We start from the raw sequence: 25666 nt of genomic DNA on the forward strand, positions 1-25666 counted from the left end.
ATCGAATCGGGGAGCTTGAATGGTTTCATCGGTGGCTGAATTCCGGCTCGTTGCGCGCCGGCGTTTGTCGCGTCTGGCGTTTGATTATCTGGATGGCGGTGCCGAAGACGGCGACGCTTTGAAGCGCAATATCGATGCATACAAGCAGTGGCTTTTCAAGCCGCGCGTGCTCAAGGACGTGTCGATCTGTTCTGCCGCAACGCAGTTTTTCGGACGTGCAGCGGCCGCACCGATGATCGTCGGACCGACGGGTTTGAACGGTCTTTTCTGGCCGCGCGCCGATGAACTCCTCGCGCAAGCGGCGAGCCGCGCGGGTTTGCCGTTCGCGTTATCGACCGCTTCAACGTCACTGCTCGAAGACGTGCGCGCCGCCGCCGCGCAAGGCGACTTGTGGATGCAGCTTTACGTGCAGCAGGATCGCGGCATTGCAGAAGACATCATGCGGCGGGCCAGCGCTGCGGGATTTTCGACGCTTCTTTTGACCGTCGATGTCCCCGTGCACGGCAAGCGCGATCACGACACGCGCAACGGCTTCAAGTTACCGTTGAAGCTGACGCCGAAACTCATTGCCGATTGCGTGATGCATCCGCATTGGTCGATGCAAATGGCGCGCTTCGGATCGCCGCAACTGAAGAACATTGCTAAGAGCGTGGGCGAGCGCGCGGATTTATCGCGTCATTCAGCCATGCTGAGCCGGCAGATGGATCTGCACCTGGAATGGACGGACCTCGACTGGGTTCGCAAACACTGGAGCGGAAACGTGGTGGTGAAAGGCGTGATGAGCGCCGACGATGCAACGCTCGCGTTGAAGCATGGCGCGGATGGCATCGTTGTATCGAACCATGGCGGCCGGCAATTAGGCAGCACGTTCGCGCCGGTGGAAGTGTTGCCGCGAATCGTGGATGCGGTTGGCGACGAGATGACCGTGTTGATCGATGGCGGCGTGCGGCGCGGCAGCGATGCGTTGAAAGCGGTCGCATTGGGCGCGCGCGGTGTACTGCTCGGCCGCGCGCCATTGTATGGCGTCGCCGCAAACGGGCTGCCCGGCGTTGAAGGCGTCCTCGCGTTGATAATGGACGAGATGCTGATCGCATTGCGTTTGCTCGGTTGCCAGACACTCGCGGACCTCGGCCCGGCGTTTATCGGCAATGCGAACGATGTTGCTAATCACGCGTCGCGTTGCACGGCACGAAGCGCGCGATAAGCCCTCTATAATCCCGCCTTTCGAAGCGATCTCGTTTGCATTCCAAAACGTCTGCACATCGCTTCGACTGTTACGATTATTTGAGGGAACATGCCGACACTTCCGCCCTGCCCGCTCTGTGCGATGGAAAATACTTACGCCGATGCAGACCGCATCATTTGCGCCGACTGCGCCCACGAATGGTCCGCAACCGACACGGTTCCCGCCGATGAAAACGAAACATCCGTCGTGAAAGACGCGAACGGCAACGTGCTCGCCAACGGCGATTCCGTCGTGCTGATCAAGGACCTCAAGGTCAAAGGTTCATCGATTACGCTGAAGGTCGGCACGAAAGTGAAAAGCATCCGGCTTGTTGGCGGTGACCATGAAGTCGATTGCAAGATGGACGCCGGAAGCTTCATGCTCAAGGCGTGCTATCTGAAGAAGGCTTAAGTCTTCACGGGGTTGCCGTTCGCGTCGGTATCGAAGGTCTGCGATTGGAACGCGAAGAAAAACGCGCGCCACGTGTTGTCCGGATACGCGATCATCAGCGCGCCGTCCTGATACGCGCCGTTGTCCCGCGCGTACTGGCCGCCGTTGCCCTGGTTCATGTGGATATCGTGAACGCCGTTGCCGGGCACGAAATGGAAATACTGATCCGGCTTGTTCTGCTCGGGTCCCCAACGTGATCCGAACGCATAGACAATCGAGCCTTCCATGGCCATCGCGGCAACGACCGCGTCCTCCAGCTTGTCTTTCAGGTCGTTGTTCACGCCGGGCTCATCGGGCGGAACGGGTTTCATCGCCTGGGTATCGACAAGACCGCCGCGCACATAGTCGATCGCAAGACCGCCGGGCGTGGATGACAACTTCGTGAAGCCGGGCGTGAGCGCGCCCAGTTTCTGGATGAATTCGTCGGGCAGCGTGTCGAGTTCCTCGAACAGAACGGTTGAAGGCGCGTGCGGCGCCGACGATTTCACATTCGATGCAATTCGAAAAACCGTCGTGCCGCCGTGGACGAGGATTTGATAATGGTCATCGTCTGCGTTTCGAAGATGGCCGGTGACCGTGCCTTTCAGCACGCCATAGTTCACTGACATGAGTTCCTCCGTGGCTGGATTTTGTTTCGCAGCAAAGTTTGCGCCGGTTCCCGGGTTTCAACTTGCGGCGAGACAAATCCAGCTTAAATGTGCGTCTGCCATCAAACCGTCAAGGAAATATGCTTGGTGGGCCTTGGCATTTCCGCAACTTCGTTGTTATGTGCGTCTGAAAACATTTCGGCCGTTAAAGCGAATGTAATGTCACTAACACGACTCTTTGATCACTTAGAGTTGCCGTTCGAAAACCGTAACCGCCCTTGGCATTGCGCATTCATGAACGCACACTCTCTTACCGACCATCACATCAGCGACAGCAGCGAAACCAGCGGCAGCCCGCGCCTGGGTCGCGCATTTGCCGCAAGACTCGACATGACCATCAAGCGCTCGCGGCTGACATCGCAGCGCGTGGCGAAATCGCTCGGGGTAACGGAAGGGGATGTGGCGTTGTGGCGGGCAGGAATTACGATGCCGCGTAATGCGGATTGCCGGCGTTTATCGGAATTGCTGCACGTGGATTGTTCGTGGCTAAGCGGCGGATCGGCGCTGGAGGAAAAACGCTGAAGCTGCTTTGAGTAAGCTTCAAGTCGCCAGGCTCCACCGGGCTTTGCCCATCGCCTTGGCTACATTCAGGGCTTTATCAGCGGCATTGAGAGCGGTCAGCACGTCGGCACCGTGGTCGGGCACGAGCGCCACGCCAATGCTCGCGCCCACGTTCACCGAAACATGCGATGTCAGCGCAAACGCCGACGACATTTCATTGATGAGCCGATCCGCAAACGCAGCAGCATCGTCATGACCTGACGCACTGATGGTCACCACGAATTCGTCGCCGCCGATACGAAACACCATGTCGTCGGGGCCTTTCAGCGCATTCAAACGGCCGCCGATCATCACGAGCAGCAGGTCGCCGGCTTCGTGACCGTATTGATCGTTGACGGGTTTGAAACCATCCAGGTCGATGTAAAGCACCGCGGTTTTCCTGCCATTTCCCGACACCGCCTTGTACCGCGTCTGCGATGCGTGAATCAGTCCTGCACGGTTCGGCAAGCTGGTCAGCGCATCATGCCGCGCACGATGATCGTTTTCCCTTTCGGCTTTCATCGTGGAAACGAGCAGTCCGTTAAGGCGAAACGCAGCAATGCTCATTGCGACCAGATAAAACGGAATCTGTATCAGCGTAAGCGTCAGGATCAGTTCCTTGGACAAGGCAGCAGCAATGCAGCACGGGCCAAGCGACAATAAAATCATGATCGCGACGAGCCGCGGCGCGCCGAAATTCCTGAAGCAAATGCCACCGACCATGGCGGCCGCCGACAAACAGGAAAGCGTCGCCGCGATCCAGTCAGTGCTCAGGATACTAATGAACGCGCCATAACCGACGCTCGCTCCCCACAGCACGCCGAGCAGCAAATACACGTCCGTAAAGGTAGGCTGTCCGCGCCGTGCGGCCCGATGCGCCGCGACCAGCAACGCCAGGCGCGTGCCGCACAGCAAGACTTCCATTACCACCCAGGCTATGAACGCGGGCGTGGGTTCACGCAGCGTGATGGCGATGGAAACGGCAATCGTGTTGAGAACGCCGCCGGCAAAAATGGGCAAGGTGCCGAACAGACTTCCGATCAACGCAGCCCGAATATCGTCGGGAACGTCAGGACCGGAATAGCACAGCCACGTTGTGAATCGCCAGCGAGGCAGACTGATGGCTCTAATTTGGTATCCATGGATGGTTGCTTTTCTATGCGACTGCTTTCGCCACGTCGGCGTCGCACCTTCTGCCTGTCATGGACTCAATCAGTAATCACAACACCAGCGGCTTTATGTTGTCCATTTGCGGCGATACGCGTGCTCTAGATTTCCCTTTAGCAAGGATGACCGCATATGCGCGTATTCTAAGCCCGCTTACTAGCTCATATCCAGTCGCTCGGGGTTAATCCATGGAGAATGGCCTCTAACGCCGGCTTAGGAAATCCGGCGTAACTTAGCTCTCAAAGCAAGGTGATGCGCAAGCCTGATTACGCCTTAACAAGCTTATCGGCGCGGGTGGGATAATCTTGAGCAATTTAAAATTCACTCGGCAAAAAGGAGAGCGATGCGCGGCCCGACCAAGAAACAATTGTCGTTGATCGAATTGATCGACCAGGGCTTGAGCGTCGAAGAAATCGCGACGCGAACAGGCAAGCTCGTGACATCGGTTCATAAACAGTTGAACCGCGTACGACGTAAAGTTCGCGAAGGCCACTATGCACCCACACGGCTTCCTATCGAAATGGCGGCTGCTACGCCGCGCATCTATCTTGCGGGTTTCGATGTTTTTCGAAGCGACGCGTCAAGTCACGGCGAAAGGCTCAAGGCGATGTGTCAGTCGCGTGGAACCATCGGCTTGTATCCGCTCGACGGAAAGGTTCCAGATGAACTCGATCAGCGTGGAAAAGCACAATGGATTTGTCGCGCGAATATGGAATTGATTCGTTCGGCGGATATCGTCATGGCAAATCTCAATGATTTTCGTGGCGTGGGCGAACCTGATAGCGGCACCGCATTCGAAGTGGGATTTGCTGTGGCATTAAGCAAGCCGGTGTGGAGTTATACCGGAGAAAACCGGACGTTGATCGAGCGTGTATCGGTAAGTGAAGAAGGTAGCGCATCGTATTGCGCCAAGGGTTTTGTGGTCGAGGATTTCGGCTTGAACCTGAATCTGATGCTTGCGTGCACGGCAAGCATTGTCGTAGGCGGCCCGGAGGATTGCCTCGACGCCATGGCCGCTGCGGGATTGATCTAAGCGCGCACGATCGTCACGCCCGATTTCTCCAGCGGTTTTGTCAGCGCCGGATCGGTCGCTTTTTCCACGATGATCGTCTGGGCAAGCGCCAGCCCACCGATCACGTATTGCGAAGCGGCGTTGATCTTGTCCGATGACGCCAGCACAACCGTCTCCGCCGCCCGCGCAGCAAGCGCGCGTTTCACATACGCCTCTTCGTAATCGCCGGTACTCAATCCCGCCGTGGGATGCACGCCGGTGACGCCCATGAAATAAATATCCGCCTGGATATGCGACATGGCTTCGATCGCGGCTGCCCCGACCGTGACAATGGAATGCTTGAATAGCCGGCCACCGATTACAAGCACTTCGATCATTGGATGATCGATCAGACCGACAGCCACGCTCGGGCTATGCGTCACGATCGTTGCCTGCAAATCGCGCGGAATTTGACGGACCAGTTCGGCGGACGTTGTACCGCCATCGATTATGACGACCTGACCTTTTCCGATCATGGCCGCAGCGGCGCCGGCTATGGCGCGCTTCGCCGATGACTCGATCTCTCGCCGCTCCGTAAACGGCGCCACCGCGCTCGATGCCGGCAACGCGCCGCCGTGCACCCGCTGCAAAAGCCCTTCGCCGGCCAGTTCGCGCAGATCGCGCCGGACCGTGTCCTCCGACACCTCGAAGGTTTCGCTAAGTTGCTTGGCAAGCACGTGTCCGTCGCGCGCCAACGCGTCGAGGATCGCTTTCTTTCGTTGAGACGTCAGCATGTCTATGAACCCGATTGCACGAAATATCTTGATATTGCACGAAACTGCACGATAACATGAACACTCTTTTCCGCGATACCGGGGCCAATAAATGGTGACCAGCACGAAAGACAGAGTCCGCATTATCGACACGGCCGTCCTCTCTAACGATTGGTACGTCCTGAAGAAAACCACCTTCGACTTCCTGCGTAGCGACGGCGTGTGGCAGCGTCAAAGCCGCGAAACGTATGACCGTGGGAATGGTGCGACGATCCTGCTTTTTAATCGAGAGCAAAAGACAGTCGTGCTGACGCGGCAATTTCGCTTGCCTGCGTTCGTGAATGGGCACGACGGCATGATGATCGAAGCGGCCGCGGGCCTGCTCGATAACGCCTCGCCCGAAGAACGCATTCGCGCGGAAGCGGAAGAGGAAACGGGTTATCACGTAGAAAACGTCGAGAAAGTTTTCGAGGCGTATATGAGCCCGGGTTCAGTGACGGAGAAGCTGCACTTTTTCATTGCTGAATACGATGCGTCTTCGCGCGTGGGGCACGGCGGCGGCGTGGAGGCGGAAGGGGAGGATCTCGAGGTTATGGAATGGCCTCTCGACGATGCGCTCGATGCCGTGCGGCGCGGTGAAATTGTCGATGCCAAGACAATCATGCTGCTTCAGTTCGTGGCGCTGAATCGGGTGATGATTTAGGGGTTCAAAGCGCTAATCAATAGTGATAGCGGCACGAGATGATATTGATCTGTGCGTCCGCGAGTTCATAGACAAGACGATTGGTTTCGTCGATACGTCGCGACCAGAACCCAGTCAAGTTAGCCTTCAGCGGCTCCGGTTTGCCAACACCTTCGAACGGCGTTCGCTGGGCGTCTTTGACTAGCTGGTTGATTCGTTTAAGCGTCTTCTTGTCTTGCCCTTGCCAATAGATATAGTCTTCCCACGCCTCGGCAGTCCACATGATATTCAACGCGCTCATGTGTCTGCTTCATCGAGCTTGTGTGGCTTGACCTTGCCCGCACGCAATTGCTTGATAGACCGTTCGAGATGAGCAACATTCGCCGGCGAGCGCAAGAGATAAACGGTTTCCATCAAACTGTCGTAATGCTCCTGTGACATCACTATTGCATTGGGTGCATCGCGGCGTGTGATAAGCGTAACGTCAACGTCATTGACCACGTTGTCGATTACCTGCTTAAGGTTGGCGCGAGCGTCGGTAAAAGGGATCGTGCGCATATGTCCTCCTGGTTATTACCCTTCACTACGAAGTGCGCCAGTCTAGCATATCCCGCCTGAACATGTACAACTACCTGTACATAAAGGCCTTCAACGTATGCGCTCGGCGCTCGGCGATTCTTCGCGAACTTCAGGTCGGTTATCTGGAGCGTTTTCCACTAATGCTGCCGTTAAACAGCGTCCACTTAGCAGGAAACCGCTAGTCAATCAGCGTCACCATAACTGCTTCGAACACAGGGGCTGATCATGGTTTCGCTGCAATTGCTTATGGTGTTTATCGGTGCGCTCGCAGTGGTCTACGCGTTGCCCGGGCCCGACATGGCGATCGTCTTGCAGATGAGCGCGTCACGCGGGCTTAGACATGGTTTGTCGACCGCTGCGGGTCTTGCAGCCGCGCGCACACTCCACGTGACGTTGTCGGCGCTCGGTGTCGCAGCGTTGCTGCGCAGCGCGCCGTGGCTTTATGACGGCGTGCGTATCGCCGGCTCGCTGTATCTGGCCTATATCGGGGTCCAGATTTTTCGCTCACCCGCATTCGGACTGGATACCAACAACGCCGCATCAGGCACGTCTTATACGCTGCGCTCGGCATTCTTTAAAGGCATGATGAGCAGCTTGCTCAACCCAAAGGCGCTGCTGTTTTGTTCCGTGCTGCTGCCGCAATTCATTCATCCCGATGCAGGCGCGGTCTGGTCGCAAGTTGTCGAACTCGGCGTGGTGCTGGTCGCGATGGGCGCCGCGTTCGATACGACCCTCGCGTTCGGCGCCACGCGAATATCCGGCTGGTTGCGCAGTCATCCGCGCGCGCAGGTCGTGCAGCGATGGACTTTTTCAGCGGCATTGCTGGCGTTTGCGCTGCGCTTGTCGATCGAATAAATGCTTTTAAACGATAGGACCGTCCGCCTGTTTAGTGAACGTAGATCAGGTCGTCACATCGCTAACCAGAATCGCGCCCTCATCCTTTAGCGCGCCGATGCGTTCATCGGAGAAACCATATTCACGCAGCACGTCCACCGTATGTTGTCCCAGGAGCGGCGCCGGCACGGGCGATTGCGTGCGACCATCGGAGAAATGAATCGGCAGACCCAGGCCACGCATTCGGCCCGATACCGGATGCGTCGTTTCCACGATCATCCCACGCGCCAAAGCCTGTTCGTGCGCGACCGCTTCCGGCACGCCGAGCACCGGACCGGAAGGCAGGCCGATGGTATCGAACACTTCGAGCCATTCGTTCGTAGTGTGTTCGACCAACCGATTCGTCAGAATCTCCACCAACACGCCACGATGCTTCATGCGCCCGGCGTTGGTCCTGAAGCGTTCGTCGTCAGCAAGCCCCGGAATATCCAGAACGCCGACCAGACGTTCGTAGTTGCTCTGATTTGCTCCGCCAATATTGACCCAGCCATCCTTCGTGCGGAACGCCTGATAAGGCGCGCTCGTCGGATTTGCCGAGCCCGCTTTTGGCAGCACGGTGCCATCGGCGAAATAATTGGCGAACGCCCAGTACATTTGCTGCAAGCCGGCCTCGAACAGCGATGTATCGACCATCTGTCCCACGCCGGTTTTGTGCCTGCCCGCATACGCCGCGCAAATGCCGAGCGCGGCGAGAATACCGGCGTTGATATCGGTGACGGGCGAGCCGGCCTTGATCGGCGCTTGCCCCGGTTCGCCGGTCATGCTCATCAGTCCGCTCATGCCTTGCGCGATCAGGTCGAAGCCGCCCTTGTCGGCCATGGGACCGCTGCGTCCAAAGCCCGATATCGCGCAATAGATCAAGCCGGGATTTTCCGCCTTGAGCGCCTCGTAACCCATGCCGAGTTTTTCCATCGTGCCGCGCCGGTAATTCTCCGTGACCACGTCGGCGGTTGCGAGCATCTTGCGCAGCACTTCCCGCCCGCCATCGGTCTTCAAGTTGATCGCAACGCCGCGTTTGTTGCGATTCACGATCATGAACGATGCCGATTCGCCTCCCTCGAGAATGGGCGCGAAGCGGCGGCAGTCGTCGCCACCGGGAATCTTTTCGACCTTGATGACGTCCGCGCCCATGTCGGCGAGCATCATGCCGCAAATGGGTCCGGACATGATGTGCGCGAGTTCGATCACGCGCATGCCGGCAAGCGGGCCGGCGTTTTTGCTGTCGGATGTTTCGAGTTCGTTCATCTCAACGCTCATCTCAACGTCCCTTGAATTCCGGTTTGACCTTATCGAGGAAAGCCTGATAGCCGGTACGAAAGTCCTCCGTGCCGAAGCATTCAAAACCTTCGTCCCGCTCTGCATCGGTGAGCGGCGCGGGGTTCATCGCACGCTTGACGAACTGCTTGTGCCAGCGCGCGACAAGCGGAGCGCCATCGGCAATACGGCGTGCCGTTGACAACGTCTCGGACGTGACCTGATCGTCGGGGACCACGCGCGTGACAAGGCCTTTGGTGAACGCCTCGTGCGCATCGAAAATCCGGCCTTCGAGCAAGATTTCCAGCGCGACGGCGGGACCGGCGAGCTTCACGAGCGCGTCGAGTTCTGCATGCGCCATCACGAGGCCGAGATTTTTGATCGGCACACCGAAACGACTCGATTCACCGCAAATGCGCAGGTCGCACATGGCGGCAATCTCAAGGCCACCACCCACGCAGATTCCGTGAATCATCGCGACGATCGGATGCCTGCATCTGTCGAGCGCACTCAACGTGCGATGCATGATCGCGCCATAGGCACGCGCTTGCTCGACGTTGGATCGATCGGTGCGGAACTCCGCGATGTCGTTGCCCGGCGAAAACGCCTTCTCGCCCGCACCGCGAAGGACGATGCAGCGGATGGCGTCATCGGCGGAAAGCGTGTCGATGGTTTCGCCCAGCGCTTGCCAGAGCGGCTTGGTCATCGCGTTGAGTTTCTCCGGCCGATCAATCACGACCGTGGCGATGCTTTCCTCGCGTTCCACGCGGATTGAAGCTTCAGTCACATCGTCTCCTGTTCTAAACGTACTTGCGCAACGGCTCGGCGTTCTCCGCGCCCGCGGGCACATCGTCCAGGACGCGATCCGGCCGCATGGTGAACGACAGCACAATACCGACCGCCATCAGTACCATCGATACCGTGAAAGGCAGGTTCCAGTTCCCCGTCCGGTCGATCAGGAATCCGCCGACGACCGGACTGATGATCGCCGCCAATGCAGACCCCGAGTTCATGATGCCGCTGGCGGTGCCGGCGTGTTTCGGCGCAATATCCATGGGCACGGCCCACATCGGCCCGATCGTCATTTCGTTAAAGAAGAAACCGCCGCTCAGGCACAGCGCGGCCAACGTGATCGACATGTTCGATACCAGCATGATGGGCGCAAGCGACAGCAGCGTCAGGAACATGCACACGCCGACCATCACGTTGCGTGCGAGGCGGAGGTTTTTACTACGCCGCAAGATGCGATCCGTCACCGATCCACCCAGCCAGTCGCCGAGCACGCCCGCAAAGAAAACGCCGGATGCGAAGAGCGCGGATTTGCCTAGCTGCATGTGATAGTTGTGCAGGAAATACTGCGGGATCCAGCCGAGAAACAGCCACAAGACCCAGCCGTAGCAAAAGTACACGGCGGTGACCGGGGCCATGCGTCCAAGGAGCGCGCGCCACGGTACCGGCGTTCTTTGCTTTACGCCGGAGAACGATGAAAGTGTCTCGCATTCGGCGTCGGTAATGGCGTGATGTTCGCGAGGGTTGTCGCGGAAATAGAAGATCCAGACAATCGCCCATAGAAAGCTCACGATACCCGTCACGATGAACGCCCCGCGCCAGCTTGTCGCGATCATCAGCCAAACGATCAGCGGCGGCGCGACCGCATTGCCAATCCGCGATGCCGCGTGCGTGATGCCCTGCGCGAAGCCGCGTTTATCGGCGGGCATCCAGTTCGACATGGCGCGCGTGGCGGTCGGGAACGTCGCGCCTTCGCCGAGTCCAAGCAAAAGGCGCGCGATGATCAGGGAAACGAAGCCACCCGACAGGCCCGTCATCACCGTTGCGCCCGCCCATATCACGGCGCACACGGCAAGCGTGCGGCGCGGCCCGAACCGGTCGCCCACCCATCCGCCGATGATCTGGAACACGAGATACGGATAAGCGAACGCGGAGAACACAAAACCAATCTGCGTATGCGACAAATGCAGTTCCGAGCCGAATTGCGAGGCGGCGGTACTGACGTTGACACGGTCCACATACGTGATGAAATACATGGCGCACAGCAATAACAAAACGCGCGTCGTAGCTCGACGGAACATCATCGTCTCCTTGATTAGTGCGTGCTTCAACATGACGCCGCAAGGGCGCCCGAAGCGAACTGCATCCGGAACTTCGATAAACCCTTACCTGATCGGCGTGGCAGCGTTGCTGCGAATCCTGGGCTTGCGCGGTCGTGTCATGCTTGTCTCCAGTGCGCGAATTTTTGAACATGTCCGCTGTGGGTGTAGAGCTTTTAGAATTCTTTTAGCGCGGACTCGAGAACGCGCGCGACATGCATTGCGTTTGCGTTCGTTCCATCCGCTATTTGATGCCGGCAACTGGTGCCATCGGCGACTATCAATGCGTCTTCCGCTTTTCGTATGGCCGGCAAGAGCGACAATTCGGCCATCGCTTTAGATGCTTCGTAGTGCTCGGCTTCGTAACCGAAGCTGCCTGCCATTCCGCAACAGGACGACTCGATCACCTTTACCTCGAGCGATGGAATCCAGCCGAGCACGGCTTGCACGGGGCGAAACACGTCGAAGGCTTTCTGATGACAATGTCCGTGAACGAGCGCCTTGGGATGCACGAGCGGTTTCAACGAAAGCCTTAGACGTCCCGCCTCTTTCTCGCGTACCAGAAATTCTTCGAAGAGAAACGATGTCTCCGCGAGTTTGCGCGCTTCGTCGCCGTAGCCGTAGTCGAGAAACTCATCGCGGAATGAAAGCAGGCATGACGGTTCGAGTCCAACGACAGGAACACCACGCTCAATGAATGGGCGCAGCGTGTCCAAAGTACGGCGCGCTTCGGCTTTCGCTTCATCTACTTTCCCGGCTGACAAGAACGTGCGTCCGCAACAAAGCGGCCGTTCGCCATCTTTCAGGTTCAGGTGAACCGCGTAACCTGCAGCCTCGAGCACGCGCTTCGCCGCGCGCGCGTTTTCGGGTTCCATATAGTTGTTGAAGGTATCGACGAAAAGCAGCACTTCCTTGCCATGCACCGAACCCGGCAACGGTTGTTCAGCCGTCGATAAAAACGGCGCAACGAACTTCGGGAATGCACGCTCAGGCGCAAGGCCGAGACGTGCCTTGACCCAACTCGCAACGCGCGGCAAACGCTCCACCGAGCCGAACAACGAAGGCACGCGGCTCGCATACGGCGCATACCGCGGCATGAATCCAACCAGTCGATCGCGCCAGCGCAGGCCGTTTTTCGCGGTCCATGCGGCGCGCGCTTCAATCTTGATCTTCGCCATGTCTACGCCGGTCGGGCAATCGCGCTTGCAGCCCTTGCACGACACACACAGATCGAGCACGTCCTTCACGTCCTGACTCGCGAGCCCTTCTTCGCCAAGCTGTCCGCTGATCGCGAGCCGCAACGTATTTGCGCGACCGCGTGTGACGTGCTGCTCGTCCTTCGTGATTCGATAACTCGGGCACATCGTGCCAGCGTCGAACTTGCGGCAATGGCCGTTGTTGTTGCACATCTCCACCGCTTTCGCGAGACCGCCGGTACGATCATCGCCGGTGCCGGCCAGCGTTTCCGCGCCCGTGAGCGGATCGCGCGTCACGTTCCATTGCGACCAGTCGAGTTGCGTTTCGAGCGCCCTTTCACGGTATGAAGGCGGAAAACGGAAGTTGCCTGCATCGTCCATTTTTGGCGGATTCACGATGCGATCCGGACTCATGCGATTGTAGGGATCGAAGAGCGCCTTGATCTCGCGAAACGCCTGATTGATTCGGGGTCCGTATTGCCACGCGACCCATTCGCCGCGACACAAACCATCGCCGTGTTCACCCGAATATGCACCTTTATATTCGCGCACCAATGCCGAGGCTTCTTCCGCAATCGCACGCATTTTCTGCGCACCGTCGCGACGCATATCCAGAATGGGCCGCACGTGCAGCGTGCCGACGCTCGCATGCGCGTACCACGTTCCCTCGGTATGGTGCTTGTGAAAGACTTCAGTCAGACGCGTCGTGTATTGCGCCAGATGTTCGAGCGGCACGGCGCAATCTTCAATGAACGATACCGGCTTGCCATCGCCCTTCATGCTCATCATGATGTTGAGCCCGGCCTTTCGCACTTCCCACAAGGACTTTTGCTGCGAGGCGTCGGGCATTTCGACAACGGAACCGGGCAAACCGAGATCGCCCATCAGCGCGACCAGTTGTGCGAGCTTCGCGAGTTGAACGGCTTTATCGGCGCCTGCGAACTCGACCAGCAAGACCGCTTGCGGCTGTCCGACCAGCGCCTTTTCGATGACCGGGCGGAACGCCGGATTGGACATCGAAAGATCGATCATCGTGCGATCGACGAGTTCCACCGCAACCGGACCCAGCTTGACGATATGCTGCGTCATGTCCATTGCGTCGTAGAACGTCGGGAAGTTCACCACGCCCAGCGTCTTGTGTTCCGGCAGCGGCCAGAGCTTGAGCGTGAGGCGTCGGCTAAACGCAAGCGTGCCTTCGGAGCCGACCAGCAACTGCGCGAGATTCGGTTCGCCATCGGCGCTGAAAGCCAAAGGACTTTGGCAATCGAAGAGATCGATGTTGTAGCCCGCCACGCGTCGCAAGACCTTCGGCACCTGCTCGCGGATTTCATCGCGTTCACGTTGCGCGATGCGTTGCACGCCTTCGACCAATGAACGTGTGCGCGCGTCGGCTGACATGGAATGCAAGGCGCCGAACGTCGCTTGGTGACCATCGGCAAGAACAGCGTCGATGGAAGCCACGTTGTGGACCATGATCCCGTATTCCATGGAACGGGAACCGCACGAGTTGTTGCCCGCCATGCCGCCGATCGTGCACTGCGCGCTCGTCGATACGTCCACCGGGAACCACAAGCCATGCGGCTTCAGCCACGCGTTCAAATGGTCCAGCACCACGCCGGGCTCGACCGTCACCGTGCGTGCATCGGCATTGAAATCGACTATGTTGTTGAGCCACTTGCTCGTGTCGATAACCAGCGCTTCGCCGATCGTCTGCCCGCACTGGCTCGTCCCCGCGCCGCGTGCGAGCACGGGCACTTTTGCGTCGCGTGCAATGTCCAGCGCGAGCAGCAAGTCGGCCTGATCGCGCGGCACGACTACACCCATCGGCGTGATCTGGTAGATCGATGCATCCGTCGCGTAGCGTCCGCGCGCGGCACGATCGAATAACACATCGCCCTTCATCTCGCTGCGAAGACGTGCGGCGAGCGGAGAAAGCGCGGCCCTGGCCGATGCCGGCATCAGGTGGATCGGCTGGACGAGTGCTTCGGGGGATCGGGTCAGCATCGTTTCAGTGTCTTCAGGCCGCCGCTTTCAGCGCAGGCGCCGCGACGTTGCTGGTCAGATAATCCATCGCCGCGAGGACGCCGCTTCCGGCGAGCTTCACGCCCGCCAGCTTGAGGCCCATTTCGCATCCGGTCAGCGTCGCCATCAACGTCAAGTCGTTGCAATCGCCAAGATGCCCGATGCGGAACATCCGGCCCTTCAACTTTCCGAGGCCCGTACCCAGCGACATATCGAACTTTTCGTAGATCAGCTTGCGGAGCGCGTCGGCGTCAACGCCTTCAGGCGTCATCACGCCCGTGAGAACAGGCGAATACACAGCGGGATCGGCGCATTGGATTTCGAGGCCCCACGCGTTTACCGCCGCGCGGCAAGCGGCGGCCAGGCGCTGATGCCGCGCGAAGACGTTGTCCAGCCCTTCGTCGCCGATCATTTCAAGCGCTTCCGACAAGCCATAGAGCAGATTCGTGTTCGGCGTGTACGGCCAATAACCGCTCTTGTTCATCTCGATGATCTCGTCCCACGCCCAGAACGCGCGGGGCAACTTCGCCGACTTGCTCGCCTCGATCGCCTTCTTCGATACCGCGTTGAAGCTGATCCCCGGCGGCAGCATCAGGCCTTTTTGCGAGCCGGACACGGTGACATCGACGCCCCATTCGTCATGCCGATAATCCGCCGACGCAAGCCCTGAAATCGTATCGACGAGAAAAAGCGCGGGGTGACCGGCTGCATCGATAGCGCGGCGCACGGAAGCAATGTCCGACGTGACGCCCGTCGATGTCTCGTTGTGCACCACGCAAACCGCCTTGATCTTGTGTTCCGTATCCTCGCGCAGACGCGCTTCGATCATGTCCGCCTGGACGCCGCGCCGCCAGCCTTCCGTGCCCGGCAAACCCAGAAACTCGGGCTTCAAACCGAGGTTCTCGGCCATCTTTTTCCAGAGGGTCGCGAAGTGGCCGGTCTCGAACATCAGGACCGTATCGCCGGGACTGAGCGTGTTGCACAGCGCCGCCTCCCAGGCGCCCGTGCCCGACGCCGGGTAGATCACCACGGGCTGCGCAGTCTTGAAGATCGATCTGATGCCTTCGAGCACCTTCAGCCCCAACGCACCGAATTCCGGCCCGCGATGGTCGATGGTCGGATAACTCATTGCACGCAAGATGCGGTCGGGCACGGGGCTCGGACCGGGAATCTGCAGGAAATGGCGACCGGCGGGATGGAAATCGAGCTTCAACATGATGCGTCCTTTGAATTTTGCATGCAAAATACTCTAGCGCACCGATGCGTTGACTGAAAGCGATAAATGCTCGTTTTGCTTAGGTGAAAACCCGTCCCACGGTTTTTTAGTTGCGTCGCGGTAAAATCGCGTCAACAGAATCGCTAGAGGTATTGCATGCAAAATGATCACGCCCATGATCGCGAGTTCACCTTGCCGAAGGTCGAGCGGCAACGGCTGCACGATACGGTGGTCGACCACCTGCGCAATTTCATCGTGGAAGGAATGCTTGCGCCGGGCATGAAGCTCAACGAACGGACCTTGTGCGAGACGCTCGGGATCTCGCGCACGCCGTTGCGCGAGGCGCTGAAGGTGCTGGCGTCGGAAGGTTTGATCGATATCCTGCCGAACCGCGGCGCGTCGGTATCGCAAATGAGCGACGCGGAAATTCGCGAGACGTTCGAATTGATGGGCGGACTCGAAGCGTTTTCGGGCGAACTCGCTTGCGAACGCATGACGCCCGCCGAACTCAGCGAGATCAAGGCGCTGCATTACGCCATGCTCGCGTGCCGCGAACAGAACGATCTTTCGGGCTATTACAGCCGCAATCAGGCCATCCACGACAAGATCAACGACGCCGCGCGCAACTCCGCCTTGCGGCAGACGTACATTTCGGTGAACCGGCGGTTGCAGGCGTTGCGCTTCCGTTCGAACTTTCAAACGAAGAAGTGGGACAGCGCAATTCGGGACCATGAAGCCATGATCGCGGCGCTCGAATCACGCGATGGAAAACGCATGGCTGAAATCATGCGCGCGCATTTGATGGCCAAGCGCGACGCGGTTCTCGCTGAACGGACCATGACAACCGTGAAGCCGATATCCGAAGGCGGGACGTTGCCGGGTTGATTGAACCGCGGCAACGCGCGAAAAAAAGAGAGCGCCGGACGGCGGCTTGAGTGTTTCGCCGCCTTCCAGCGCCCTCGACTCACACGCTTATCAGTTGCCGATCTTCAGCAGTTCCACTTCAAACGTCAGCGTGCTGTTCGGCGGAATAGCGCCGACGCCGCGATCGCCATAAGCCGTTGCCGGCGGGCAAACCAGCTTGGCTTTCTCGCCGACCTTCATCTTTTGTAAGCCTTGCGTCCAGCACGGAACGACGCGTCCCAACGGGAACGATGCCGGCGTGCCGCGTTTGTACGACGAGTCGAACTCGGTGCCGTCCGCGAGCGTGCCGCGATAGTTGACCGTGACCGTATCGGCGGCAGTCGGCTGCGCGCCCGTGCCGGCCTTGAGTTCCGTTACCGTCACGCCGGAAGGCAGCGTTTCGGTCGCGGCGGCGGCATAAGCCGATGAAGCGAGCAAAACCATCGAAAGCAAAAGCGATACTTTTTTCATAAAACGTCCGGATTATTTCGTAGGTGAGCTGGTGTGCCCGATTTCTTCGAACCTCGCGAAACCGGGCCGCTTACCATAGCACGAGCACGGCCGCGCTCAGAGATGCCGCGATTCGGCTGGCGGCTCGCCCCAGTTGTCGTGACGGCCGTCGGCGACACGCACCGGCGCTTCAATGAGCTCGATGGGGTCGGCGTTATCGAGTGAAGCCAGTTGCACCGACACATAATGGCCGCCGATTTCCTCGACATATCCCCGGGCAAATGAACGCACGCCGCAGTGGCGGCAAAACAGGTGATGTCCGACCTTGTGACCGAACTGATAGTCGGTCGTGTCCTCTTCGCCGGAAAGCAGGCGGAAGGCGTCGGGTTTGATGATCGCGTTCCAGTTGCGCGTTTTCGTGCAGATCGAACAATTGCATTTGTTGGTGCCGAGGCTCAGGTCGATATCGGCTTCGAATCGAACCACGCCGCAATGGCAACTGCCTGTGTAAGTCTTGAGCATCGCGTCCTCCCAGGAAATGGCGCCCGGCAAGTGTACAGGCGCCCGGGCGGGAACGGCTCTGGCGGAACTGCAGTAGCATCGGTGGCAATAAAACCCTTGAACGGTGCCATTCATGAACGTCACGCCCTTCCAGATCGCGATTCCCGATACCGCTCTGCGCGACCTTCAAGAACGCCTCTCGCGCGTGCGCTGGCCGCAATGCGTGACGGATTCGGGCTGGAGCGAAGGAACGGACGAGACGTTCCTGAAGCGTCTTGTCGATTACTGGCAAAACGGATTCGACTGGCGCGCGCAGGAATCGCGGCTCAATACGCTGCCGCAATTCACCTCCCGTATAGCCGATAAAACCATCCACTTCGTGCACGCGCGGGGACAAGGTCCGGCGCCCTTGCCGCTGATCCTCACGCATGGCTGGCCGGGATCGTTTATTGAAATGGAGGCGATCATTCCCTTGCTCGCCGATCCCGCCAGTCACGGCGGAGATCCGCGCGACGCGTTCGATGTCGTGGTGCCATCGTTGCCCGGATATGGGTTTTCGTCCGCGCCGGAAACGCCCGGCACGGGACCGTCGGAAGTCGCGCGCTTGTGGGCCACACTCATGAAAGGTCTGGGCTACGAACGTTTCGGCGTGCAAGGCGGCGACTGGGGCGCGGCCGTTTCCACCTGGCTGGCGTTCCAGAATCCGGAAAACGTCGCGGGGCTCCATCTGAATTACATTCCGGGTTCGTACAGGCCACCGCTCGATGGCGGTGAACCGCCGCCCTCGCCGGAAGAAACGCAATTCCTCGAGAAAGCCAAAGCCTGGGCCGACGCCGAAGGCGGATACGGGCACATACAAGGGACCAAACCGCAAACGCTCGCGTTCGGCCTGAACGATTCGCCAGCGGGTCTGGCGGCGTGGATCGCTGAAAAATTCAACAGCTGGAGCGATAACGGCGGTGACATCGAACATGCGATTTCACTCGATGCATTGCTCACCAATATCTCGATCTACTGGTTCACCGGCACGATCGGATCATCGTTTCGCATGTATCTGGAAAGCCGGCGGCGGCCCGTGCAATTCACAAGCGGACAACGTGTGGTGCCGCCAACCGGAATCGCGATCTATCCGCACGAATTGCCGATGCCGCCACGCTCGTGGATCGAGCGCGTCTACAACGTGCAGCGATGGACCACCATGCCACGAGGCGGCCACTTCGCCGCGATGGAAACGCCGCACGAGCTCGCGGAAGAACTCCGGGCGTTTTTCCGGCCGCTGCGGTGATCGGTTAAAGCAGATCCTTCGCGAGGCCCGGGGCCGGCAACGTGGAAACGGCGCCCGGACGGCGCAGCATCTTGTCGACCTCGCCGGCGTGCAGTTCTTCAACGTGGATCATCTGCCGCGCGTATTCCTCGAGCGCGATGGAACGGCTTTCAACCTCGCGCAGCAACGTGCGGTAATGACCCAGCGCGACCTTTTCGCTTTCGAGCGATTCGCGAAGAATCGAGCCGATATCGAAGGTATGGGAATCGAGCAGCGGCCCTATTTCAAGCGATGGATACGCGCCGAGCGTCGTGATCCACTCGCCGGCCTGTTGCGCGTGAAGGAGCGATTCGGCGGCTTGTTCCCTGAGCCACGCGACAATCGGGATGCGGCCAAAGCCGAACACGAGGAATGAATAGTGGGTGTATCGGACTACGCCAGCGAGTTCCGATTCGAGAATCTGATTCAGGATCACGACGACACTTTCCTGATTGATATCCGGCATCTTCGCCTCCAAGTGCGCACACGGGTTTCGCTCGGGACGACAGCGTTTTTCATGGTGCGCCTCAAACGGCGCGAGGAGCAAGTGCGCGGCCTTGCGCGCTGCAACAAAATGCGGCGTTCAAACGCGTTCAGAACTTTTCGATTTGCCGATGCGCATTTACCGCGATACCCAGCGGCAGTGCGATGCCAACAATCACACCGAGCAGCGCCCCGAACGCGTGCGCAAGCTCGGCAGGCGTCAACAGCAATACGTGCAAACCGCACATGGCGGCCCACGTCAGCACAGTTTCAAAGGTTTGTATCAGCATTTTGCTGCCCCTTGGTTTATGCCGGTTTGACCGGTTTCTTGCGTTTATCGGACGCGGGCTGCTTGAACATCGCCTTGCATTTCGGGCTGAGCTTGCTGAAATTCGCCTTCATGCATGACGTGATTTTTTCCTCGTTTGGAATCTCCGATGCACAAAATCGAATGGCGTCGCCTTTGCAAGCCGCCGTTTGTTCGTCGCGAGTGGCCGCGAAAGCGGCGCTGCCGGAAAGCAGGGCGAAAATGGAGATTGATGTCAGTGCGAAGCGGAGCATGGCGGCCATGAAGAGCGATAGTGCGCTTTTTACCGCAAACATCACGCCAGCCAGCGCCGCAAGCCTCGAACTATTCTTCTAATGATTTGTGAGGCTTGCTGAGCGGGCGTCTTCGGCGGGTTTGACCGGCGCGTGAGGCCTTATGTCCCACATGCGGCGTCGCGTTTGACCTATCAAAACGTCGCCCGGGCAGCGCTATTTTCCAAGCCACGGAGAATTTTGGGTCATCTTTGCCGATGCCTTTAGTCAGGCTTCATCGTCCAGCAGCGTGCGGATCATCCGCTCTGGATTCGCCATGAACGCGCGCATCACCTGGACGTGCTCGGTATCGTCGTAATCGACGCGCGTGACGCCGTCGGCGGTGAACTGATAAATCCACGCATCGGGGTACGCCATCAGAATCGGCGAATGCGTTGCAATGACGAATTGCGAGTCATCGTTTGCAAGATCGTGAATGCGAGCGAGCGCGGCAAGCTGACGTTGCGGCGAAAGCGCGGACTCGGGCTCATCCAACAGATAAAGCCCCTTGCCACCAAAGCGGTTCATCAGCAACGCCAGAAACGCTTCGCCGTGTGAGCGCTCATGCAGCGACTGGCCGCCGTAATAACTGATGACTGGCGGACCGAAACCGCCTCCGGCATCGAGATTTTCGATTTCCGTCGCGACGTTGAAGAAACTTTCCGCTCGCAGGAAAAATCCGTCCTTCGGCTTCTTGAAGCCTTTGGCGATGCGGAGGTATTCATCGAGCGCGGAATGGGACGAGCGGGTATCGAAGCGGAAATTTTTCGTTCCGCCTTCCGCGTTGAAACCCATGGAAACGGCAATCGCTTCAAGCAACGTCGATTTTCCAGAGCCGTTTTCGCCGACGAAAAACGTCACCTTCGGATGCAGCTCGAGCGTCTCGAGCGAACGGACGGCAGGCAGCGAGAACGGATACACATCGAACAATTCGACTTTTTCCCGCTGCAAGGTGATGCGGCTGATGTACTGGCTGGAGATCATGCGCGTGCTTCGACTTTTGGCGAAGCGCCATCTTAACGCTTCGCTGCATGGCCGCCGTTCACGCTTCCACGATCACCTCGAAACCGCCGTAGATCATGCGTTTGCCATCGAAGGGCATGGGGTTCTTCTCAGGTTGCACGCGCGGATCGGCCATCACCGCGTCCATGCCCTTGTCGCGAGCCTCGCGCGAAGGCCAGACGATCCACGAGAACACGACCGCCTCGTCGTCATTACGTTTGACGGCCATTGAAAACGAAGTCAGCGTGCCTTCGGGAACGTCGTCTCCCCAGCACTCGACGACCTTCAACGCGCCGTGTTCCTTGAAAACGCCCGCCGCCATTTGCGCGTGTTGCCGGAACGCCTCGCGGTTGGCAACGGGCACGGCCGCCACAAATCCATCGATATAAGTCATCACGCATCTCCTGTCCGTTCGTTCATCGTTCATCAGGGAAACGCGCACGGCAGCGCCATGCGCCTCCTGACTCAACGACGAGCGAACCAGCGGGAAATCGACATCAGCTGACGGGTGCGGGTTCTGGCGCCGGAGCCGGAACGTGCTGCGCGATCTGTTCGCGAAGTTTGATCAGCGCAAGCACGGTATCGATAGTCGGCGTCGCCTGCCCGACCAGCCGGCCCATCTCCTGCACGACCGTCAACAGCGGATCGATTTCCATCGGACGATTCGCTTCGAGATCCTGAAGCATGGACGTCTTGTGCGCGCCGACCGCGCCCGCGCCATCGATACGCTTTTCCACATCGACACGAAAATGCACGCCGAAACGTTCCGCGATGGACTTCGCCTCCAGCATCATGGTCCGCGAAACATCGCGCGTTGCGGTGTTGCTCGTGATCACGTCGAGCGTTGCGTGGGTCAGCGCGCTGATGGGGTTGAAGCAGAGATTGCCCCACAGCTTGAGCCAGATTTCATCGCGGATATTGTCGCGGATCGGCGCATCCAGTCCGGCTGCGACCATGATATCGCTCAGCTTCTGAACGCGTTCCGTGCGCTCTCCGCTTGGTTCGCCGATGGGAAATTTCTTGCCATATACATGACGTATCACGCCGGGTTCCGTGATTTCCGCGGCAGGGTAAACCACGCAGCCGATCGCGCGTTCGGGCCCGAGTTGTTTCCACTGCTTGCCGCCCGGGTCGATGCTGTCGAGCGTCGTATTCGCGAACTCGCCGCCGTGCTTGTAGAAATACCAATAGGGAATACCGTTGACCGCGGTCACGATCGCGGTGTCGGGACCGAGCAATGGTTGCATTGCGCCGACCACGCCCGGCACCGAATGCGCCTTCAACGCGATAATCACGTAGTCCTGCACGCCGAGTTCGCGTGGATCGGACGAACATCGGACCTTGACGGTTTTCTCGGTGCCATCGATCTGAAGTCGCACGCCTTTCGATTGCATGGCCGCGAGATGCGGACCACGCGCAACGAAGCTGACATCCGCTCCCGCCAAAGCGAGTTGCGCGCCCAGGTACGCGCCGATCGCGCCGGCGCCATATACACAGATTTTCATCGGACTCTTCCTGTTTTAAATAACGAATTCTGTCGGGCCGGATGGAACCGTGAATCCGGCTTCAGGCGATGCGAATATTCAGCGCGTCTTGCGAAGCCGCGGATTCCGGGTTCATGCCGTGCAATCAGCGACGGTCTCCACGTCGCGCGCCGGCATCCTTATGAGTGCTTTGGCGATGTCCTCGAATACTTCAGGCTGAAGCCATGATGGCAACGTTCATCCATTAACGAAAGACAAAGTTTCTTATGCGTTGAATAAGCTAATGCTTATGTATTTGGCATGCCTAATAAACTGTAGACGTGCGTGGTCAATCACGTCGAATTTTTCAACGCGCGTGGGTTTGGTGCTTAATTAATTAAAACAATTAAACGCGTGCGATGCGCAGCAAGTTGGTCGTGCCGGATTCACCGAACGGCATGCCGGCAGCGATGGCAACTTGATCACCGGATGCGGCGAAGCCTTGCCGTGCAGCGGTTCCGCACGCGGCGCTGACCATCTCATCCACGGAGCCGATGTCCGGACTCACCGTGGAATGCACGCCCCAGACCAGCGCGAGACGCCGCGCGGTCGCGAGCTTCGGCGTGATGCTCAAGATGGGCGCGGCCGGACGCTGGCGCGCGGCGCGCAAGCTTGTGTGTCCCGACGTTGTGTACGTCACGGCGACTACGGCATCGATGGTCTGGGCAACATCGCGCAAAGCGGCGCAGATTGCATCGCCGGGCGTGTTCAGCGGCAGCTCGTGTTGTGCATCGATCAGACTTCTGTACAACGGATCGTGCTCCACCTCCTTGATGATGCGGTCCATCATCGCGACCGCCTGAACCGGGAAAGCGCCGCTCGCCGATTCCGCGGAAAGCATGACGGCGTCGGCGCCATCGTAGATTGCGGTCGCCACGTCCGACGCTTCCGCGCGCGTAGGCACGGGCGCGGCGATCATCGACTCCAGCATTTGCGTAGCGATGATCACGGGTTTTCCATGGCTGCGGCACGATCGCAAGATGCGTTTCTGCACGCCCGGCACGCGCTCGGGTGGAAGCTCGACGCCCAGGTCGCCGCGCGCGACCATCACGGAATCGGACGCCTGGACGATTTCATCCAGACGATCCAGCGCCGCCGGTTTTTCCAGCTTGACCATCAGGCCGGCGCGTTCGCCGATCAACTCGCGGGCATCGATGAGATCTTCCGGGCGCTGCACGAACGAAAGCGCGATCCAGTCCGCGCCGAGCGACAACGCGAACTCCAGGTCGATGCGATCCTTTTGCGTCAGCACGGGAATCGGCAGGATGGTGTTGGGCACGTTCACGCCCTTTCTGTCCGATAAAACGCCGCCGTGCTTCACGCGCGTTCGAATGCGCTTGCCGTTGTTGTCGAGGACTTCGAGGCGCAACTTGCCGTCGTCGAGCAGCAGCGACTGACCGGCGGCCACGACCTCGAACAGCTCGGGATGCGGAAGGTACACGCGGTTCACATCGCCGGGTTCCGGGTTGCTGTCCAGCGAAAACTCCGCGCCTTCGGCCAGCGTCACCTTGCCCGCTGCAAACGGACCTACGCGCAGCTTCGGGCCTTGCATGTCGGCGAGTATCGATATTGGCCGGCCCGAAGCGCGCTCCACTTCGCGCACGAGGTCGTAACGGCGCTTGTGATCCTCGTGCGAACCATGGCTGAAATTCAGGCGGAACACGTCCGCGCCGGCGTTGAAAAGCTGCGTGATCGTATCGATATCGGATGTCGCGGGACCGAGCGTCGCGACGATCTTGGCTTTGCGTAAGCGGATCATGAGGTTCCAGTCGTTTTATCAGGCGGCGGACAGCTGACGCAGCAAGGCGTCGACGCTGGTCTTGGCATCGCCGAAAAGCATGCGTGTGTTGTCCTTGTAGAAGAGCGGGTTGTCCACGCCGGCGTAACCCGTCGCCATGCCGCGCTTGGACACAACGACCGTGCGCGCCTTCCATACTTCGAGCACGGGCATGCCGGCAATCGGGCTGCCCGGATCTTCGAGCGCGCCCGGATTCACGATGTCGTTCGCGCCGATCACGAGCACGACGTCGGTCGTGTGGAAGTCCTCGTTGATCTCGTCCATTTCGAGCACGATGTCATACGGCACCTTCGCCTCGGCGAGCAGCACGTTCATGTGTCCCGGCAAACGTCCCGCGACCGGATGAATGCCGAAGCGCACGCGCACGCCGAGCGCTTCGAGCTTGCGCGTGATATCGCTGATGGTCGTTTGCGCCTGCGCCACGGCCATGCCGTAACCTGGCACGATAATGACTTCGGACGCATCGCGCAGGATGGTGCAGACTTCATCGATGCTCGTCGCCACCACTTCGCCGCCCACGTCCGCCGTGCTCGTTCCGCTGGCCGCGCCAAAGCCGCCGAGGATCACCGACAAGAAACTGCGGTTCATCGCGCGGCACATGATGTAGCTCAGGATCGCGCCGCTCGAGCCGACCAGTGCGCCGGTCGTGATCAGCAGATCGTTGCTCAACATGAAACCTGTAGCGGCGGCGGCCCATCCGGAATAGCTGTTGAGCATCGATACGACCACGGGCATGTCCGCGCCGCCGATCGCCATCACGAGATGCACGCCGAGCGCGGCCGCAAGCACGATCATGATGAGCAACGCGGTGATGCCGTCGGCGACCACGTTGGCCGTCATGAACCGGTAGCCGAGCGCCACGCACGCGACCAGCACCGCGAGGTTCAGCATATGCCGCGCGGGCAAGACGAGCGGCTTGCCGCTGATCGTGCCTTGCAGTTTCAGGAACGCGACAATGGACCCGGTGAACGTGATCGTGCCGATGAACACGCCCAGGTAGATTTCGCAAAGATGGATGGTCAGCTCGGCACCGGCGATATCGCCCATCGGCATCAGATAGTTCGTGAAGCCGATCAACACCGCCGCCAATCCGACAAAGCTGTGCAGCACCGCCACGAGCTGCGGCATTTGTGTCATCTCGACACGCCGCGCGAGAACGGCGCCGATGGCCGCGCCAACAACGGCCGCTGCCAGAACGACCGCAAGCCCCGCGCCTTGCGCAATGAGCAAGGTCGCCACGACCGCGATCAACATGCCAACCACGCCATAGATGTTGCCGCGCCGCGCGGTGCTCGGATGACTCAGTCCGCGCAAGCTCAAAATGAAGAGCACGGCCGCGCCCAGATACGCAATGTTGCCAATTCCGTTCAGCATGTTTTT

General features: G+C 59.2%; 28 protein-coding genes. 8 read left to right on the forward strand and 20 right to left on the reverse strand.

The annotated features are described in order from the left end of the window. Window positions 1-19: 19 nt before the first annotated feature. A complete protein-coding gene (locus tag ASG35_RS18280; protein WP_056360362.1) occupies window positions 20-1204 on the forward strand; it encodes an alpha-hydroxy acid oxidase in 1185 nt (394 codons plus the stop codon). Window positions 1205-1294: 90 nt separating this feature from the next. Then, a complete protein-coding gene (locus ASG35_RS18285) occupies window positions 1295-1636 on the forward strand; it encodes a zinc ribbon domain-containing protein YjdM (RefSeq protein ID WP_056360365.1) in 342 nt (113 codons plus the stop codon). Here the strand turns inward: ASG35_RS18285 and ASG35_RS18290 are convergent. Continuing rightward, complete coding sequence (locus ASG35_RS18290) at window positions 1633-2283, reverse strand: YukJ family protein (protein ID WP_056360368.1); 651 nt, start codon at window positions 2281-2283, stop codon at window positions 1633-1635. The genes ASG35_RS18285 and ASG35_RS18290 overlap by 4 nt on opposite strands. A 273-nt stretch (window positions 2284-2556) precedes the next feature. Between ASG35_RS18290 and ASG35_RS18295 the strand changes: the two genes are divergently transcribed. Then, window positions 2557-2844, forward strand: coding sequence for a hypothetical protein (locus ASG35_RS18295; RefSeq protein ID WP_056360371.1), 288 nt, complete (start codon window positions 2557-2559; stop codon window positions 2842-2844). Between the two features lie 18 nt (window positions 2845-2862). On the opposite strand, the gene ASG35_RS18300 is transcribed toward ASG35_RS18295, so the two are convergent. Next, window positions 2863-3906 carry a GGDEF domain-containing protein gene (locus ASG35_RS18300; protein WP_327019650.1) on the reverse strand — a complete coding sequence of 348 codons (1044 nt, stop codon included), beginning with the start codon at window positions 3904-3906 and terminating at the stop codon, window positions 2863-2865. Between the two features lie 466 nt (window positions 3907-4372). Between ASG35_RS18300 and ASG35_RS18305 the strand changes: the two genes are divergently transcribed. After that, window positions 4373-5062 carry a nucleoside 2-deoxyribosyltransferase gene (locus ASG35_RS18305; protein WP_082508440.1) on the forward strand — a complete coding sequence of 230 codons (690 nt, stop codon included), beginning with the start codon at window positions 4373-4375 and terminating at the stop codon, window positions 5060-5062. On the opposite strand, the gene ASG35_RS18310 is transcribed toward ASG35_RS18305, so the two are convergent. Then, complete coding sequence (locus ASG35_RS18310; protein ID WP_056360377.1) at window positions 5059-5814, reverse strand: DeoR/GlpR family DNA-binding transcription regulator; 756 nt, start codon at window positions 5812-5814, stop codon at window positions 5059-5061. The genes ASG35_RS18305 and ASG35_RS18310 overlap by 4 nt on opposite strands. Window positions 5815-5905: 91 nt before the next feature. On the opposite strand from ASG35_RS18310, the gene ASG35_RS18315 reads away from it, so the two are divergent. Continuing rightward, on the forward strand, window positions 5906-6496 hold the full coding sequence (locus ASG35_RS18315) for an NUDIX domain-containing protein (protein WP_442854845.1): 591 nt from the start codon (window positions 5906-5908) through the stop codon (window positions 6494-6496). 16 nt (window positions 6497-6512) lie between these two features. On the opposite strand, the gene ASG35_RS18320 is transcribed toward ASG35_RS18315, so the two are convergent. Together ASG35_RS18320 and ASG35_RS18325 are read right to left on the reverse strand one after the other, a co-directional pair. Then, entirely contained in the window at window positions 6513-6776 is a 264-nt protein-coding gene (locus tag ASG35_RS18320) for a Txe/YoeB family addiction module toxin (protein WP_056360380.1), read from the reverse strand. Further along, window positions 6773-7033: a type II toxin-antitoxin system Phd/YefM family antitoxin gene (locus ASG35_RS18325; protein WP_056360383.1), complete on the reverse strand. Its 261-nt coding sequence runs from the start codon at window positions 7031-7033 to the stop codon at window positions 6773-6775. The genes ASG35_RS18320 and ASG35_RS18325 overlap by 4 nt, the downstream gene beginning before the upstream one ends. Before the next feature lie 246 nt (window positions 7034-7279). On the opposite strand from ASG35_RS18325, the gene ASG35_RS18330 reads away from it, so the two are divergent. Next, window positions 7280-7909: a LysE family translocator gene (locus ASG35_RS18330; protein WP_056360386.1), complete on the forward strand. Its 630-nt coding sequence runs from the start codon at window positions 7280-7282 to the stop codon at window positions 7907-7909. A 45-nt stretch (window positions 7910-7954) separates the two neighbouring features. Here ASG35_RS18330 and ASG35_RS18335 read toward each other — a convergent pair whose 3' ends face one another. The 5 genes from ASG35_RS18335 to ASG35_RS18355 form a co-directional block, all read right to left on the reverse strand. Then, a complete protein-coding gene (locus tag ASG35_RS18335; protein WP_056360934.1) occupies window positions 7955-9142 on the reverse strand; it encodes a CaiB/BaiF CoA transferase family protein in 1188 nt (395 codons plus the stop codon). Between the two features lie 64 nt (window positions 9143-9206). Further along, complete coding sequence (locus ASG35_RS18340) at window positions 9207-9989, reverse strand: enoyl-CoA hydratase/isomerase family protein (protein WP_235527586.1); 783 nt, start codon at window positions 9987-9989, stop codon at window positions 9207-9209. 13 nt (window positions 9990-10002) lie between these two features. Continuing rightward, the gene (locus tag ASG35_RS18345; RefSeq protein ID WP_056360937.1) at window positions 10003-11295 is read right to left on the reverse strand and encodes an MFS transporter; all 1293 of its coding nucleotides are present in this window, start codon (window positions 11293-11295) and stop codon (window positions 10003-10005) included. Between the two features lie 191 nt (window positions 11296-11486). Beyond that, window positions 11487-14510 carry an FAD-binding and (Fe-S)-binding domain-containing protein gene (locus ASG35_RS18350; protein ID WP_056360392.1) on the reverse strand — a complete coding sequence of 1008 codons (3024 nt, stop codon included), beginning with the start codon at window positions 14508-14510 and terminating at the stop codon, window positions 11487-11489. 13 nt (window positions 14511-14523) lie between these two features. Beyond that, window positions 14524-15744 (reverse strand): pyridoxal-phosphate-dependent aminotransferase family protein, encoded by a 1221-nt coding sequence (locus tag ASG35_RS18355; RefSeq protein WP_056360940.1) that lies wholly within the window; start codon window positions 15742-15744, stop codon window positions 14524-14526. Between the two features lie 156 nt (window positions 15745-15900). Here ASG35_RS18355 and ASG35_RS18360 point away from each other — a divergent pair, with 156 nt between their 5' ends. Next, the gene (locus tag ASG35_RS18360; RefSeq protein WP_056360395.1) at window positions 15901-16629 is read left to right on the forward strand and encodes a GntR family transcriptional regulator; all 729 of its coding nucleotides are present in this window, start codon (window positions 15901-15903) and stop codon (window positions 16627-16629) included. Window positions 16630-16719: 90 nt separating this feature from the next. Here the strand turns inward: ASG35_RS18360 and ASG35_RS18365 are convergent, their stop codons facing one another. Further along, window positions 16720-17118: an FKBP-type peptidyl-prolyl cis-trans isomerase gene (locus tag ASG35_RS18365; RefSeq protein ID WP_056360399.1), complete on the reverse strand. Its 399-nt coding sequence runs from the start codon at window positions 17116-17118 to the stop codon at window positions 16720-16722. A 96-nt stretch (window positions 17119-17214) separates the two neighbouring features. Continuing rightward, on the reverse strand, window positions 17215-17619 hold the full coding sequence (locus tag ASG35_RS18370) for a GFA family protein (RefSeq protein ID WP_056360400.1): 405 nt from the start codon (window positions 17617-17619) through the stop codon (window positions 17215-17217). A 112-nt stretch (window positions 17620-17731) separates the two neighbouring features. On the opposite strand from ASG35_RS18370, the gene ASG35_RS18375 reads away from it, so the two are divergent. Then, window positions 17732-18883, forward strand: coding sequence for an epoxide hydrolase family protein (locus tag ASG35_RS18375; RefSeq protein ID WP_056360403.1), 1152 nt, complete (start codon window positions 17732-17734; stop codon window positions 18881-18883). A gap of 4 nt (window positions 18884-18887) precedes the next feature. Here ASG35_RS18375 and ASG35_RS18380 read toward each other — a convergent pair whose 3' ends face one another. The 8 genes from ASG35_RS18380 to pntB all read right to left on the reverse strand — a co-directional run bounded on the left by ASG35_RS18380 (window position 18888) and on the right by pntB (window position 25660). Beyond that, on the reverse strand, window positions 18888-19367 hold the full coding sequence (locus ASG35_RS18380) for a ferritin-like domain-containing protein (RefSeq protein ID WP_056360944.1): 480 nt from the start codon (window positions 19365-19367) through the stop codon (window positions 18888-18890). 127 nt (window positions 19368-19494) lie between these two features. Further along, complete coding sequence (locus tag ASG35_RS31460; protein ID WP_156393231.1) at window positions 19495-19674, reverse strand: hypothetical protein; 180 nt, start codon at window positions 19672-19674, stop codon at window positions 19495-19497. A gap of 16 nt (window positions 19675-19690) precedes the next feature. Beyond that, window positions 19691-19954: a hypothetical protein gene (locus tag ASG35_RS30840; protein WP_327019651.1), complete on the reverse strand. Its 264-nt coding sequence runs from the start codon at window positions 19952-19954 to the stop codon at window positions 19691-19693. 237 nt (window positions 19955-20191) lie between these two features. Next, the gene (locus ASG35_RS18390) at window positions 20192-20947 is read right to left on the reverse strand and encodes an AAA family ATPase (RefSeq protein WP_056360409.1); all 756 of its coding nucleotides are present in this window, start codon (window positions 20945-20947) and stop codon (window positions 20192-20194) included. A gap of 58 nt (window positions 20948-21005) precedes the next feature. After that, the gene (locus tag ASG35_RS18395; protein ID WP_056360948.1) at window positions 21006-21359 is read right to left on the reverse strand and encodes a DUF1428 domain-containing protein; all 354 of its coding nucleotides are present in this window, start codon (window positions 21357-21359) and stop codon (window positions 21006-21008) included. Window positions 21360-21462: 103 nt separating this feature from the next. After that, window positions 21463-22470 (reverse strand): 2-dehydropantoate 2-reductase, encoded by a 1008-nt coding sequence (locus ASG35_RS18400; protein ID WP_056360412.1) that lies wholly within the window; start codon window positions 22468-22470, stop codon window positions 21463-21465. A 364-nt stretch (window positions 22471-22834) separates the two neighbouring features. Then, a complete protein-coding gene (gene pyk, locus ASG35_RS18405) occupies window positions 22835-24247 on the reverse strand; it encodes a pyruvate kinase (protein ID WP_056360415.1) in 1413 nt (470 codons plus the stop codon). Window positions 24248-24265: 18 nt separating this feature from the next. Continuing rightward, the gene (pntB, locus tag ASG35_RS18410) at window positions 24266-25660 is read right to left on the reverse strand and encodes a Re/Si-specific NAD(P)(+) transhydrogenase subunit beta (RefSeq protein ID WP_056360418.1); all 1395 of its coding nucleotides are present in this window, start codon (window positions 25658-25660) and stop codon (window positions 24266-24268) included. Window positions 25661-25666 lie beyond the last annotated feature (6 nt).

The sequence above is a fragment of the Burkholderia sp. Leaf177 genome (assembly GCF_001424345.1).
Taxonomy (GTDB): Bacteria; Pseudomonadota; Gammaproteobacteria; order Burkholderiales; family Burkholderiaceae; genus Caballeronia.

Coding starts and splice junctions, on each gene's coding strand:
- ASG35_RS18320 (WP_056360380.1), bottom strand. CDS start 6,776: ATGAGCGCGTTGAATATCATGTGGACTGCCGAGGCGTGGGAAGACTAT.
- ASG35_RS18400 (WP_056360412.1), bottom strand. CDS start 22,470: ATGAAAATCTGTGTATATGGCGCCGGCGCGATCGGCGCGTACCTGGGC.
- ASG35_RS18280 (WP_056360362.1), top strand. CDS start 20: ATGGTTTCATCGGTGGCTGAATTCCGGCTCGTTGCGCGCCGGCGTTTG.
- ASG35_RS18350 (WP_056360392.1), bottom strand. CDS start 14,510: ATGCTGACCCGATCCCCCGAAGCACTCGTCCAGCCGATCCACCTGATG.
- ASG35_RS18290 (WP_056360368.1), bottom strand. CDS start 2,283: ATGTCAGTGAACTATGGCGTGCTGAAAGGCACGGTCACCGGCCATCTT.
- ASG35_RS30840 (WP_327019651.1), bottom strand. CDS start 19,954: ATGGCCGCCATGCTCCGCTTCGCACTGACATCAATCTCCATTTTCGCC.
- ASG35_RS18355 (WP_056360940.1), bottom strand. CDS start 15,744: ATGTTGAAGCTCGATTTCCATCCCGCCGGTCGCCATTTCCTGCAGATT.
- ASG35_RS18325 (WP_056360383.1), bottom strand. CDS start 7,033: ATGCGCACGATCCCTTTTACCGACGCTCGCGCCAACCTTAAGCAGGTA.
- ASG35_RS18395 (WP_056360948.1), bottom strand. CDS start 21,359: ATGACTTATATCGATGGATTTGTGGCGGCCGTGCCCGTTGCCAACCGC.
- ASG35_RS18390 (WP_056360409.1), bottom strand. CDS start 20,947: ATGATCTCCAGCCAGTACATCAGCCGCATCACCTTGCAGCGGGAAAAA.
- ASG35_RS18330 (WP_056360386.1), top strand. CDS start 7,280: ATGGTTTCGCTGCAATTGCTTATGGTGTTTATCGGTGCGCTCGCAGTG.
- ASG35_RS18335 (WP_056360934.1), bottom strand. CDS start 9,142: ATGCGCGTGATCGAACTCGCGCACATCATGTCCGGACCCATTTGCGGC.
- pyk (WP_056360415.1), bottom strand. CDS start 24,247: ATGATCCGCTTACGCAAAGCCAAGATCGTCGCGACGCTCGGTCCCGCG.
- ASG35_RS18295 (WP_056360371.1), top strand. CDS start 2,557: ATGAACGCACACTCTCTTACCGACCATCACATCAGCGACAGCAGCGAA.
- ASG35_RS18345 (WP_056360937.1), bottom strand. CDS start 11,295: ATGATGTTCCGTCGAGCTACGACGCGCGTTTTGTTATTGCTGTGCGCC.
- ASG35_RS18365 (WP_056360399.1), bottom strand. CDS start 17,118: ATGAAAAAAGTATCGCTTTTGCTTTCGATGGTTTTGCTCGCTTCATCG.
- pntB (WP_056360418.1), bottom strand. CDS start 25,660: ATGCTGAACGGAATTGGCAACATTGCGTATCTGGGCGCGGCCGTGCTC.
- ASG35_RS18310 (WP_056360377.1), bottom strand. CDS start 5,814: ATGCTGACGTCTCAACGAAAGAAAGCGATCCTCGACGCGTTGGCGCGC.
- ASG35_RS31460 (WP_156393231.1), bottom strand. CDS start 19,674: ATGCTGATACAAACCTTTGAAACTGTGCTGACGTGGGCCGCCATGTGC.
- ASG35_RS18305 (WP_082508440.1), top strand. CDS start 4,373: ATGCGCGGCCCGACCAAGAAACAATTGTCGTTGATCGAATTGATCGAC.
- ASG35_RS18375 (WP_056360403.1), top strand. CDS start 17,732: ATGAACGTCACGCCCTTCCAGATCGCGATTCCCGATACCGCTCTGCGC.
- ASG35_RS18315 (WP_442854845.1), top strand. CDS start 5,906: ATGGTGACCAGCACGAAAGACAGAGTCCGCATTATCGACACGGCCGTC.
- ASG35_RS18380 (WP_056360944.1), bottom strand. CDS start 19,367: ATGCCGGATATCAATCAGGAAAGTGTCGTCGTGATCCTGAATCAGATT.
- ASG35_RS18285 (WP_056360365.1), top strand. CDS start 1,295: ATGCCGACACTTCCGCCCTGCCCGCTCTGTGCGATGGAAAATACTTAC.
- ASG35_RS18370 (WP_056360400.1), bottom strand. CDS start 17,619: ATGCTCAAGACTTACACAGGCAGTTGCCATTGCGGCGTGGTTCGATTC.
- ASG35_RS18360 (WP_056360395.1), top strand. CDS start 15,901: ATGCAAAATGATCACGCCCATGATCGCGAGTTCACCTTGCCGAAGGTC.